This window comes from Pseudomonas sp. AK106, assembly GCF_053903055.1.
Window position 1 is genome coordinate 3,738,013 of record NZ_CP096426.1, and the last position, 12,400, is coordinate 3,750,412.

Consider the following 12,400-nt stretch of genomic DNA (forward strand, 5'->3'; position numbering starts at 1 on the left):
TTCGCCTCGCCGTCATCCAGAGCTCCTGTCATTCAGAGCTCATGAAACACAAAGGAATGCGCGCCATGCCAACCACGCAAAAAATCGCCATCGTCGGATCCGGTCTGGGGGGCGCTGCGGCTGCAACGCTGTTGCAGAAAGCCGGTTTCCACGTCGACATCTACGAGCAGGCCCCCGCCTTTTCTCGCATCGGTGCCGGGATTCACATGGGCCCGAACATCATGAAAATCTTCCGGCGCATGGGCATCGAGCAACAGCTGAGCGACATGGGTTCGCACCCGGATTTCTGGTTCAGCCGCGACGGTGCGACCGGCGACTACCTGTCGCGCATCGCCTTGGGCGAGTTCTCCCTCAAAGAGTACGGCGCGGCCTACATCACCGTGCACCGCGGGGACTTGCATGCGCTGCAAATGTCGACGCTGGCGCCCGGCAGCGTGCATTTCAGCAAATGCCTGACCACGCTGGAGGAACGCGACAACGGCGTGCGCCTGAACTTTGCCGACGGCACCCACGCCGACGCGGACATCGTGATCGGCGCCGACGGCATCAATTCGAAGATCCGCGAAGAGCTGCTGGGCCATGAGAAACCGCTGTACAGCGGCTGGGTCGCCCACCGTGCGCTGATCCCCAGCGAGGTACTCACCAAGTACAACCTGGAGTTCGAGAACTGCGTGAAATGGTGGAGCGAGGACCGTCACATGATGGTTTATCACACCACCGGCAAGCGCGATGAGTACTACTACGTCACGGGCGTACCCCATGCGGCGTGGGATTTCGAGGGCAACTGGGTCGACAGCAGCCGGGACGAAATGTACGAAGCCTTCGCCGGCTACCACCCCACCGTGCAGGCCCTGATCGAGTCCACCGACAGCGTGACCAAGTGGCCGCTGCTCAACCGGAACCCGCTGCCCCTGTGGAGTCGCGGCCGCCTCGTTTTGCTCGGCGATGCCTGCCACCCGATGAAGCCGCACATGGCCCAGGGCGCCGGCATGGCCATTGAAGACGCCGCGATGCTCACCCGCTGCCTGCAGGAAACCGGCCTCAGCGACTACCGCACCGCGTTCCAGCTCTACGAAACCAATCGCAAGGAACGCGCCTCTCGCGTGCAAGCGGTTTCCAACGCCAACACCTGGCTGCGCACCCAGGAAGATCCGGCCTGGGTCTACGGCTATGACTTGTACGGCCAGGCGCTGAAATCGGGGGTGGCGGCGTGAGCACATTCATTCATGGCGGCAACGTCCAAGCCAACGGTATCCGTCAGCATTACCTGCGCTACGGCGGCGACATTCACTCTGGCAAACCGGCGCTGATCCTGATCCCGGGCATCACCAGCCCGGCGATCACCTGGGGTTTCGTTGCCGAACGTCTGGGCCAGTCTTTCGACACCTACGTGCTGGATGCCAGGGGTCGCGGGCTTTCTTCCACGGGGCCGGATCTGGATTACAGCGTCGACACCTGCGCCGATGACATCGGTGCGTTCGCCGCGGCCATGGGCATCCACAGCTACCACCTGGCCGGTCATTCGATGGGCGCACGTTTTGCGGTACGGGCGTCGATTCGTTGTCCCCAAGGACTGAAAAGCCTGGTGCTGATCGATCCACCGGTGTCCGGTCCGGGGCGTCGTGAATACCCGGCGAAGTTGCCGTGGTACGTCGATTCGATCCGCCAGTCGCAACAGGGCATGAGCGCCGAGGACATGCGCACGTTCTGCCCGACCTGGACCGAGGAGCAGTTGCAGTTGCGTGCCGAGTGGCTGCACACCTGCTACGAACCGGCCATCGTCCGCGCCTTCAACGACTTCCATGACGTGGATTTCCATCAGGACCTGCCGAATCTTCCGGTCCCTGCCCTGCTCATCGTCGCTGAGCGTGGGGGTGTGATTCAGGCGGAAGACGAGGCCGAGATCCGACAGCTGCAGCCGAACATTCTGATCGCGCGAGTGGAAAACGCCGGGCACATGATCCCGTGGGACAACCTGCCGGGATTCTTTGCCGCATTCGGCGATTTTCTCGGCACGCCGCTCACTTAACGGCCTTCGCTTAATACGATGAACAGGAGAACCCAATGACCGATTCACAAAGCGCGGACGCCAACTATCAGGGCGTCTGGGGCAATCGCATCGGTTTTGGTGCGAAACCGGCCTTGCTGATGATCGACTTCATGCAGGGATACACCCAACCCGGTGCACCTTTATATGCGCCGGGCGTGGTCAGCGCCGTGGCCGAAAGCGTCGAGCTGCTGGCCTGCGCGCGGGAACACGGCATCCCGGTGGTGCACACCAATATCCGCTACCACCCCACGCATTTCGCGGACGGCGGCATGTGGGTGAGAAAAGCGCCGGTGATGAAGGACATGGTCGAAGGCAATCCGCTGGCCGCATTCTGCGAGGCCGTGCAGCCATTGCCCGAAGAGGTCGTCATCAGTAAGCAGTACGCCAGTTCATTCTTCGGCACCTCACTGGCATCAATGCTGCACGCCCAAGGCATCGATACCGTCGTGCTGGCCGGTTGCTCCACCAGCGGCTGTATCCGGGCAACCGCGGTGGATGCCGTGCAGCACGGTTTCCGGACCATCGTCGTGCGCGAGTGCGTGGGCGACCGTCACCCCGATCCCCACGAAGCGAACCTGTTCGACATCGACAGCAAGTACGGGGATGTGGTTGGTAAGCAGGAAGCCATTGAGCAGTTGCGGGCCGTGAGCTCCAAGCGTTAAGCCGCAAGCTGCAAGTGAAGCGCACGCGTTCCCCTCTTGCAGCTTGAAGCTTGTGGCTTGCCGCTGAAGTTCGCAGCCTGCCTCACCCATATCAGAACACCGCAAACACAGGCAAAATCAGCCGCCGCCGCGCTCACCGGTCGAAGAACCGCCAGGAGACACCCATGCCCTCTGCGAATGTAGAAACCTCCGCGAACTTAACCGTGGACCCGATCAAAGCGCTGTACACCAAGATCACCTGGAAGCTCATCCCCTTCCTGTGTTTCTGCTACCTGGCCGCGTACCTGGACCGCATCAACATCGGCTTCGCCAAGCTGCAGATGCTCGACCAGTTGCACTTCAGCGAGACCGCGTTCGGGCTCGGCGCCGGGCTGTTTTTCGTCGGTTATATCCTGTTCGAAGTGCCGAGCAACCTGGTGCTGGAAAAGGTCGGCGCGAAAATCTGGATCGCGCGGATCATGATCACCTGGGGCTTGCTGTCGTCCTGCACGCTGTTCGTCAGCACGCCGACGCAGTTCTACGTGCTGCGCTTTTTGCTCGGCGCCGCTGAAGCGGGCTTTCTGCCGGGGGTGCTGTTTTACCTGACCACCTGGTTCCCGACCTATCGCCGGGGTCGCATCATCGCGCTGTTCATGATCGGCCTGCCGCTTTCCAGCGTCATCGGCGGTCCGCTGTCGGGCTGGATCATGGGCCATTTCGACCAGACGGCCGGGCTGCGGGGCTGGCAGTGGCTGTTCTTGATCGAGGGCATTCCCAGCGTGCTGCTGGGGGTGATGACGTTCTGGGCGCTGCCGAATAACCCGAAAGAAGCCAAATGGCTGAACGGCGCCGAGCAAACATTGCTGGAAGGCGAACTGCGCCTGGACGATGCCGAGGGCAAGGACAGCAAACACAGCTTTCGCGACGGGTTTTTCAATCTGAAAGTGTGGATGCTCGGCGGCATCGATTTCTCGATCTTGCTCAGCGCCTACGCCATGGGTTTCTGGATGCCGACGTTCATCAAGAACGCCGGGGTCACTGACACCTTCCACATCGGCGTGTTGACGGCATTGCCCAGCGTGGCGGCGCTGATCGGCATGCTGATGATCGGCGCCAGCTCCGACCGTCGTCGTGAACGTCGCTGGCACATCATCGTGCCGTTCTGGATCGGCGCCGTGGCCATGGCCGCCAGCCCGTTCTTCACCCATAACCTGGTCGCGACCGTCGCGCTGTTCGCCGTGGCGTCGGCCGCGATCATTGGCGCCGTGCCGGTGTTCTTCAGTCTTCCAGCCACATTCCTCAAAGGCCGGGCGGCGGCGACAGGGTTTGCGTTGGCCTGCTCGCTGGCGAACATCGCCGGGCTGGTGAGCAACTCGATGATGGGCATCGCCATCGACGTCACCGGCAGCAGCGCCGGGGCGTTGTGGTTCTTCGCCGGGTGCCTGATTTTGAGCAGCCTGCTGGTGGTGGCGTTGCCGGCGAAGCTGGTGAACAGATAATCAGATCTAAATCCTGTAGGAGCGTGGCTTGTCCCGCGATCGGCGACGCAGTCGTCGTGTATCCGGTAGATGCGGTGTATCAGGTGCAAAGGGCGTCTGACTTTACGACTGCTGCGCAGCCGATCGCGGGACAAGCCACGCTCCTACACTGCTAATCGCATTCATCCAATAACAACGGTGGAAACCGCTCATGCAGGCGTTTGTGAAAAGCTGTGCCCTGGCCCTGACGCTGGGACTGTCCGCGACCTCCTTGCAGGCGGCGGAAAAGGTCATCTTCGACACCGATTTCAACGTGCTCAACGACGACGGCCAGGCCTTCATCATGCTGGCGCAACTGCACGCGCAACAGCGCATCGATCTGCTGGGCATGACCCTTGTCAGTGGCAACGCGTGGGTCGATCAGGAGCAGGTCGATGCGCTGAAGGCGGTCGAGCGCATGGGCGTGGAAAAGGACATCGGCGTGTACTCTGGCGCGGCCTACCCGCTGCTGCACGACTTCGCCACCTATGAACAGGAAAAAGCCCTGTTCGGCGCAGGCTGGCCGGGGGCGTTCAAGACCCCGCGCCCGACCTCGGCCTCGCAACTGGTTTCGCCGCCGGACGGGCTTGCTACGCACACTGCATTGCGCAGTAAATCCGCCGCGCAGTTCATCGTCGACAGCGTGAAGGAAAACCCTCACGAGGTGACCCTGCTGGCCGTTGGCCCATTGACCAATATCGCGCTGGCGATTCGCAGCGCCCCGGAAATCGTGCCGCTGATCAAACGCATCGTGTACATGGGCGGCGCCATCGAGATCCCCGGCAACACGACGCCAGCGGCGGAATTCAACTGGTGGTTCGACCCCGAGGCGGCAAAAATCGTCCTGCGCTCGCCCATCGAGCACGTGATTTTCCCCAACGATGTCTGCGAAAAAGTCATCTTCGACGCCTCGGTCTACACACGCATCGTCGCCAGCAAAGGCGTGATTCCCGACCTGTACAAAGCGGTGCTGGGGCCTGAGTTCGACAAGGACCCGAATTATCACAGCTTCACCTGGGACAGCCTGCCCGCGCTGTACCTGGTGCATCCGGAACTGGTCACCGTGTCCAAAGACCTGTGGGTCGACGTCGACGCCCACTTCGGACCGGATTACGGCCGCTCCATGGGCTACAAGAAGGGCGCGCCCGTCGGCACGCAGAAGGCGAAAGTGGTGTACACCGTGGACCAGCAGAAGTTCTGGGACGCGTACGAAGATCTGGTCACTCTGCCTGCGCCGGTCAAACGCTGATCGCCTCGGTTCGCGCGGATGATATGAAACGGCCCAACCGGCGGTAGGTAAAATCAGCCGATCAGGGCAATCAGCTGCTGGCGCTGGGCATCGGTGAGCAAAGGCCCTCTGGCTGCCTCGGCGTTTTCCTTCATGTATTTCGGATTGCCCGTACCCGGAATCGCGCACGTCACCGCCGGGTGAGAGATCAAAAACTTCAGCGCCAGCTGCGCCCAGCTCGTGGCCTGAACTTCCCCCGCCCAGCCCGGCAGGGGTTTGTCGCGCAATCGCCCGAGCAAACCGCCGCCACCAAAAGGCCGATTGCAGATCACCGCCACCCCGCGCTCACGACACAGCGGCAACAACCGCGCTTCGACGGCGCGATCGTCCAGGGCGTAATTGATCTGCAGGAAATCGAATACCTCGGCCTTCAGCGCGGCTTCCACCTCGGCGTAGGCCGACGGGGTGTAGTGCGTCAGGCCGATGTAGCGAATGCGCCCTTGTTCTTTCCACTGACGCAGCGTCGGCAAGTGGGTTTTCCAGTCCAGCAGGTTGTGGATCTGCATGAGGTCGATGCGCTGGGTCTGCAGCAGCCGGAACGAGGCTTCCATCTGGGCAATGCCTTCATCGCGTCCCCGGGTCCAGACCTTGGTCGCCAGAAAAGCCGACGATGGCGGCTGATGGATCGCCAGCAACTCGCCGGTGGTTTCCTCGGCGCGACCGTACATCGGCGAACTGTCGATCACCCTGCCGCCGGCGTGGAACAGCTGGTCCACCACGGCGGGCAGCAGTTTGTACGCGTCGCTGCCGGGCTCGAAATCGAACCCGCGATACGTGCCGAGACCGATCATCGGCAATGCTTCGCCGCTGGATGGAATGTCTCGCGTGAGCATGTTCCGTTCTCCAGATTGGCCGGGCGAAGGACCGGGTTGCGGCGCTTCGGATGCCTGCGCATGGCGACTGACGGCGTCAAACACCAGCGCCGCCGAGGCACCGGCTGCCAGGGTGAGCAGTCTTCTACGGGTGAGCGGGTGTGGGTCGGTCACGGGCATCTCTCCGGGTCGGGCTGACGTGAACGCACAGTGATTAATCGACCCCACGCGGCCGGCCTCGGTTCAAATCCGCAGGACCATCAGCGCCTGCACTGGCCTCTTCCCGGCTAAAGCCGGTCCCACTAAAAAGCAGCGCGTGCATCCAGAGGCACCCCGGCGGCGGCGTAGGACCGGCTTCAGCCGGGAAGCTCTTGATCTGCGCAGCGCTTTTGGTCTTCACAGTCTGCCGTCAGGCAGACGCGCTCGATCTCGCCGAATACCGCGACCATCGAAGCAAATAGCGGGAACGCTGCTCGGCCTGATGCGTCACAACTCCATCTTGAACACTGGAGGACACAAAATGAAAACCGTCATCACCCTGAACGAACTCGCCAACGCCGACCTTCGCCCCTACACCGAAATCTGGCTCACCTCGCCAACCGCCGTCCGCGAACCCCACCACACCGATGACGAACTGTGCCTGTGGCGCGCCAATCAAGTCTTCTCCCACGACATGCTCAGCGAAGGCACCCATGGCCAGAACGTGATGCCCGTCTGGCTCGTCGTCGACAACATTGATAACCCCGACCAAGTCCTGGAGGTCGAAACCCAAGTGCGTGAACGCCTGCTGACCGCCGGGCTTGAGGGAGAGTTTTATCCAGCGGAAGTGGGCGAAAGGATCGACGGGGTCAAGTGATTTAACGGCGCGGTGGCGACTTGCGCCGCAGCCTGACCAACCATATCGACGCCTGATCCGATGCCTCAAGCTGGCGGCGTTGCGCCCAGGCGTTTCCACATCGGTTTGGTCAAGCGTTGGCTGTGCTTGTAACCGGCCCACGGATCCGCCTTCAGCTTGCGCAACCGCTGCTGCAGATTGGCGATGTTCCACTGCGCCGAGGACTTCACCTCAGTCAGCTCGTCACGGCTGATCGGCACCGACACTGGCAACCCTGGCCGCGCCCTCGCCGAATAGGCCACCACGGTGCTGGCGCCGCGGCTGTTGCGCAGGTAATCGATGAAAATTTTGCCGACCCGGTTTTTCGGCCCGGACGTGGCGGTAAATCGGTCCGGCAACTCTCGCGACATGAATTGCGCCAGCGCCTTGGCGAAGGCTTTGACCGACTCCCAATCGGCCCGACGCGCCAGTGGCACGACGATGTGCATACCCTTGCCGCCACTGGTCTTGACGTACGCGTCCAGGCCCAGCTCATCAAGGGTCGACAGCGTCAGTTGCGTGGCTTCGATCATGCTGCGCCAAGGCAACTGGTCGTCCGGGTCGAGGTCGAGAACGAAGTGGTCCGGCAGCTCGATCTGGTCGTAGGTCGCGCCCCAAGTGTGCAGTTCGATGGTGCCCATCTGCGCCGCGCCGACCAGTGCCTTGACGCTGTCGATCTCCATCAACCGCGCGTGGCCGGGGTCGAGCTTGGGGTCCAGCTGCTTGATATTGGGGATCGCCATGCGCTCGGAATGCTTCTGGAAAAACTGCTCGCCTTCCACGCCCTCGGGGCAACGCAGCAGCGCCACGGGACGGTGGTCGAGGTGCGGCAGAATCCAGTCGGCCACCGACTCGTAATACTGCGCCAGCTCGATCTTGTGCAAACCGCTCTGCGCATCGATCACCCGTTCGGGATGGCTGACCATCACGCCGGCCACTTCGATGCGGTCCTTGCCTGCGCGCTTACGGGTCGGCCTGGATTTCTCGGCGCCAGCATTGTCACCGGCCCCGGACTTCTTCGCGGGCGCTGAGGCCTTGGCGGCACGGGGCTTGAACGGCGCTTTGATGTCCTTCGGCGGTATCGGGTGCTCGTGGACCACTTCGCTGGCCGGCTTGTCGCTGCGCAGTGAGACAAACGCCGAATGACGGATGATGCCGTCGCGGGTCCATTCGCCGAACTCGACTTCCGCCACCAAGGTCGGCTTTATCCAGTGCACGCCCCGGGCCTGGACGCTCGTCACTTTTTTCTCCAAGGGCGATGTGTCCTGTTCCAGCGGCTTCATCTGCTCGAGCAAGTCGCCGAGCATCTGCTGATTGAATCCGGTGCCGACCCGACCGGCGTACACCAGACCTGCGCCCTCCTCGTTCACCGCCAACAGCAGCGCGCCAAAACCGTTGCGCGCGCCCTGGGGTTTAGTGAAGCCGACAATGACGAACTCCTGCCGTAACTTGCACTTGAGCTTGATCCAGTCGGCATTGCGACTGGACTGATACACGCTACCGGCACGCTTGCCAATGACGCCTTCGAGGGACATCAGACTGGCGCTCTCGATGATGTCGCGATGGCCTGCCGAGAAGGCTTCGGAGAACCGCAGCAGGCCTTTTTTCTGTCGCCCAAGGACTTTCTTCAGCGCCGCGCGACGGTCTTCGACGGGTGTCTCGCGCAGGTCTTCCCCGTTCAGGAACGGCACGTCAAACAGGTAATAAATGATGTCCATGCTGCGGTCGATGTCGAACGCATTCTGCAACGCCTGAAAATCCGGTAACCCGGCGGCATTGAGGACCACGACTTCGCCGTCCAGCCAGGTGTTGTCCAGCTTCAGACCGCCAATGGCCTTGGCCTGCAGCGGCAGGCGCTCGGTCCAGTCGTTGCCGTTGCGGGTGAAGAACTTCACCTCGCCATCGATGATGCGGGTCAGGATCCGGTAACCGTCGTACTTGATTTCGTAAAGCCATTTGCCTTCGGGGGGCGCGTCCATCAGCGTCGCCAACTGCGGCGAGAGCTTGGCCGGCACGCCTTTCTGTTTGGGCGACGGTGCTCTGGCTTTCTTTTCCACTGGCTTTTTTGCGGGCTTCGTACTGGCCGAAGTTTTACTGGCGGGTTCAGGCGCCGCCGATTGACGTTTGGCGTTCTTAGCCGGGTTACGTCCCTCGCCCACCGTTGCGCCACTGACCACGCTCTCAGGTTTGTCGACGACGATGTCGTAGTCTTCGCCCGCGCGCACGGCGCCGTCCTTTTCCTTGATCAACAGCCACTGCTCCTTGTCGCTGTTGCCCGGCAAACGGGTCCGTACCAGCGCCCAGTCACCGGTGAGTTTTTCGCCGATCAGGGTGAATTTGAGCTTGCCCGCCTTGTAGGTTTCCTGCGGGTCGCCGTGGGGCTGCCAGATGCCGCGATCCCAGACGATCACGTCACCGGCGCCGTATTCGCCCTCGGGAATGCTGCCCTCAAAGCTGCCGTAGTCCAGCGGGTGGTCTTCAACGTGCACCGCCAGGCGCTTGTTTTTCGGGTCCAGACTCGGCCCCTTCGGCACCGCCCAGCTTTTCAGCGTGCCCTCCAGCTCAAGGCGAAAGTCGTAATGCAGATTGCGCGCATCGTGCTTGTGAATGACGAAACTCAGCGCCTTGCCTTTCTTGCTTCTTGCCTTGCCCTCGCCTTCGGCCGGCTCGGACGTGACATCGAAGTTGCGCTTGCGGGTGTATTCACTCACAGGTTTTGCCATGACGATGAACCTCTGCGCATTGGAACGCTGCATCTTTTAACGCTACAACACGACTCGCGTTCAAGAAGCCTTGGTGGTCTTCTTCCGGGGCGGTGCACGGCGCTTTGCCGGCGCATCGTCCTTGGACTCGGCTTTGCTTTTGCTGGCCGGTTTGGCTTTTGCAGGTGCCTTGGCTGCGCCGCTGCGACCGCCCAGACTGCGCTTGAGCAGCTCGGTCAGGTCGATGACATCAGCCGACTTGCGCTCGGTGTCGCCGGCGTCAGTTTCGACGTTCTCGATCTTGCCTTCGCGGGCCTTGGTTTCCACCAGCGACATGATCTGATCCTGGAAGGTGTCGCGGTACTCGTCGGCGTCCGGCGTCCACTCGGTGCTCATGTCCTTGATCAGGCGCTTGGCCATGTCCAGTTCGCTCTTGCTGAGCTTGACGTCGGTGGCTTCCTTGGGGAGTTCGAGGCTGTCCAGCCCGCGCACTTCCGAAGGCCAGCGCAGCAGCACAAGCACGATTGCCGATTCCAGCGGCATCACCGCCGCCAGGTGCTGACTGGTGCGAATCACCACATGGGCCAGCGCCACCTTGCCGGTGTCGACCAGCGACTGGCGCAACAGCGCGTAAACCTTTTCGCCGCGCTTGTCGGGGGCCAGGAAATAAGGCGTGTCGATGTGCTGGAGCGGAATCTGATCGCTGTCGACAAAACCGAAAATATCGATGGTCTGGGTCGATTTCGGGTGCGCCGAGCGAATCTCGTCCTCACTGATGACGACGTATCGCCCCTTCTCGTACTGCACGCCCTTGACGATGTTTTCTTTATTGATCTCCTTGCCGGAGACCTTGTTGATGCGCTTGTAACCGACCGGATCCATGCTGCGCTTGTCCAGCCAGTCGAAATCGACACCTTGCCGGGACGTTGCCGACACCAGCGCCACAGGAATATGCACCAGCCCAAAACTGATCGCGCCTTTCCAGATTGCCCGAGGCATAGTTTGTATTTCCGATGGGGTGTGAGGGGGTATGTGTAAGCAGTGACCGGAGCGCACGCGGAAAAGTTTCGGCCGAACGACCGGAGCGTCACTCTTATCAGGGGCTGCCCGGCTTATGGGCAGTCATGGTCTCGGGCCGCAAGCCGCGCTGACCAACGCTGCGCGATTGCCCAGCGGCCCCTTCTTAACGCAATGAAAAAGCGTTAACCTCGCGCCACTCTATTCTGCACGCCGTACCAGAGCCGTCTCTGTCAGGCCTGCGACCTCACCGGTATCCCCATGACCTCCAGTTCCCCCGCAATCCACGGCGCCACGATGACCAAGGGCCTGGCGATGCTGTTCGCCTTCTGCTGCGGCGCGATCGTTGCCAACCTGTATTACGCCCAGCCCATCATTGGCCTGATTGCGCCGGACATCGGGCTGTCCGGCACCCTGGCCAGCTTCATCGTGTCGCTCACCCAGATCGGCTACGCCCTCGGCCTGTTCTTCCTCGTGCCGCTGGGCGACTTGCTGGAAAACCGTCGCCTGATGATCGTCACCACCGGCGTCGCCATTCTCAGTCTGCTCAGCGCCGCGTTCGCGCAAACGCCCAATCTGTTCCTGATCGCCTCGCTGCTGGTGGGTTTCAGCTCGGTGGCGGTGCAGATTCTGGTGCCACTGGCCGCCAACCTGGCGCCGGAAGAAACACGCGGGCGCGTGGTCGGCAGCATCATGGGCGGCCTGCTGCTGGGGATTCTGCTGGCCAGGCCCGCTGCCAGTCTGATCGCCGACCACTTCGGCTGGCGCGCGGTGTTTGGCACGGCGGCCGCGGTGATGCTGCTGATCAGCGTGGTGCTGGCGACCACCATTCCCAAACATCAGCCGACGCACACGGCCACCTATGGCCAGTTGCTCAAATCGTTATGGACCCTGCTGCGCAAACAGCCGGTCCTGCGACAGCGCGCGTTCTATCAGGCCTGCATGTTTGCCACCTTCAGCCTGTTCTGGACCGCCGCGCCGCTGGAACTGGCAGGCAATCACGGCCTGTCGCAAAGCCAGATCGCCCTCTTCGCTCTGGTCGGCGCCATTGGCGCTATCGCCGCCCCCATCGCCGGCCGCCTGGCCGATGCCGGACACACCCGGGTTGCCAGCCTGTGCGCGATGCTATTCGCCGCACTGAGCTTCCTGCCGAGCCTGATCGAACCGGCATACGCCGTGATTGGCATGGCAGTGACCGGGGTCATTCTCGATTTCTGCGTGCAGATGAACATGGTCCTCGGCCAGCGTGCGGTCTACGCCCTCGACGCCAAAAGCCGCAGCCGGCTCAACGCGCTGTATATGACCAGCATCTTTATCGGCGGCGCGATTGGTTCGGTGGTGGCGAGCGCGCTGTATGACCATGGTGGCTGGGTCTGGATTGTCATTGTGGGGAGCGTGTTTCCGGTGTTGGCGTTGTTGGGTTTTTTGAGGAACTCACGGCCATGAAGAACGGAGCACGGCACGCGCAGGATGCTTAGACCATAGACGTAAGCCGCTGA

10 protein-coding genes are annotated in these 12,400 nt (G+C 62.0%); 7 read left to right on the plus strand and 3 right to left on the minus strand.

Annotated features, from left to right (window positions below; genetic code table 11):
* Positions 1-65: 65 nt before the first annotated feature.
* From M1E04_RS16460 to M1E04_RS16480, 5 genes are all read left to right on the plus strand, one after another.
* Positions 66-1,214: an FAD-dependent monooxygenase gene (locus M1E04_RS16460; protein WP_455914103.1), complete on the plus strand. Its 1,149-nt coding sequence runs from the start codon at positions 66-68 to the stop codon at positions 1,212-1,214.
* Positions 1,211-2,029, plus strand: a complete 819-nt coding sequence (locus M1E04_RS16465; RefSeq protein WP_456291725.1) for an alpha/beta fold hydrolase — start codon at positions 1,211-1,213, stop codon at positions 2,027-2,029. The genes M1E04_RS16460 and M1E04_RS16465 overlap by 4 nt, the downstream gene beginning before the upstream one ends.
* Positions 2,030-2,064: 35 nt before the next feature.
* Positions 2,065-2,712, plus strand: coding sequence for an N-carbamoylsarcosine amidohydrolase (locus M1E04_RS16470; RefSeq protein ID WP_192134464.1), 648 nt, complete (start codon positions 2,065-2,067; stop codon positions 2,710-2,712).
* Positions 2,713-2,876: 164 nt separating this feature from the next.
* A complete protein-coding gene (locus M1E04_RS16475; RefSeq protein ID WP_456291726.1) occupies positions 2,877-4,190 on the plus strand; it encodes an MFS transporter in 1,314 nt (437 codons plus the stop codon).
* 190 nt (positions 4,191-4,380) lie between these two features.
* Positions 4,381-5,457, plus strand: coding sequence for a nucleoside hydrolase (locus tag M1E04_RS16480; RefSeq protein ID WP_456291727.1), 1,077 nt, complete (start codon positions 4,381-4,383; stop codon positions 5,455-5,457).
* 53 nt (positions 5,458-5,510) lie between these two features.
* Here M1E04_RS16480 and M1E04_RS16485 read toward each other — a convergent pair whose 3' ends face one another.
* Positions 5,511-6,488, minus strand: a complete 978-nt coding sequence (locus M1E04_RS16485) for an aldo/keto reductase (RefSeq protein WP_456291728.1) — start codon at positions 6,486-6,488, stop codon at positions 5,511-5,513.
* A gap of 340 nt (positions 6,489-6,828) precedes the next feature.
* Here M1E04_RS16485 and M1E04_RS16490 point away from each other — a divergent pair, with 340 nt between their 5' ends.
* The gene (locus M1E04_RS16490; protein WP_065989285.1) at positions 6,829-7,164 is read left to right on the plus strand and encodes a hypothetical protein; all 336 of its coding nucleotides are present in this window, start codon (positions 6,829-6,831) and stop codon (positions 7,162-7,164) included.
* Positions 7,165-7,229: 65 nt separating this feature from the next.
* Here M1E04_RS16490 and ligD read toward each other — a convergent pair whose 3' ends face one another.
* Positions 7,230-9,905 (minus strand): DNA ligase D, encoded by a 2,676-nt coding sequence (gene ligD / locus M1E04_RS16495; protein WP_456291729.1) that lies wholly within the window; start codon positions 9,903-9,905, stop codon positions 7,230-7,232.
* A 60-nt stretch (positions 9,906-9,965) separates the two neighbouring features.
* Positions 9,966-10,883 carry a non-homologous end joining protein Ku gene (ku, locus tag M1E04_RS16500; RefSeq protein ID WP_065989284.1) on the minus strand — a complete coding sequence of 306 codons (918 nt, stop codon included), beginning with the start codon at positions 10,881-10,883 and terminating at the stop codon, positions 9,966-9,968.
* Positions 10,884-11,162: 279 nt separating this feature from the next.
* Between ku and M1E04_RS16505 the strand changes: the two genes are divergently transcribed.
* Positions 11,163-12,347: an MFS transporter gene (locus M1E04_RS16505; RefSeq protein ID WP_410929476.1), complete on the plus strand. Its 1,185-nt coding sequence runs from the start codon at positions 11,163-11,165 to the stop codon at positions 12,345-12,347.
* Positions 12,348-12,400 lie beyond the last annotated feature (53 nt).

Excerpts from the sequence above, each read along its gene's own strand:
- M1E04_RS16460 (WP_455914103.1), top strand. The coding sequence starts at position 66 with ATGCCAACCACGCAAAAAATCGCCATCGTCGGATCCGGTCTGGGGGGC.
- M1E04_RS16470 (WP_192134464.1), top strand. The coding sequence starts at position 2,065 with ATGACCGATTCACAAAGCGCGGACGCCAACTATCAGGGCGTCTGGGGC.
- M1E04_RS16475 (WP_456291726.1), top strand. The coding sequence starts at position 2,877 with ATGCCCTCTGCGAATGTAGAAACCTCCGCGAACTTAACCGTGGACCCG.
- M1E04_RS16480 (WP_456291727.1), top strand. The coding sequence starts at position 4,381 with ATGCAGGCGTTTGTGAAAAGCTGTGCCCTGGCCCTGACGCTGGGACTG.
- M1E04_RS16485 (WP_456291728.1), bottom strand. The coding sequence starts at position 6,488 with ATGCCCGTGACCGACCCACACCCGCTCACCCGTAGAAGACTGCTCACC.
- M1E04_RS16490 (WP_065989285.1), top strand. The coding sequence starts at position 6,829 with ATGAAAACCGTCATCACCCTGAACGAACTCGCCAACGCCGACCTTCGC.
- ligD (WP_456291729.1), bottom strand. The coding sequence starts at position 9,905 with ATGGCAAAACCTGTGAGTGAATACACCCGCAAGCGCAACTTCGATGTC.
- ku (WP_065989284.1), bottom strand. The coding sequence starts at position 10,883 with ATGCCTCGGGCAATCTGGAAAGGCGCGATCAGTTTTGGGCTGGTGCAT.
- M1E04_RS16505 (WP_410929476.1), top strand. The coding sequence starts at position 11,163 with ATGACCTCCAGTTCCCCCGCAATCCACGGCGCCACGATGACCAAGGGC.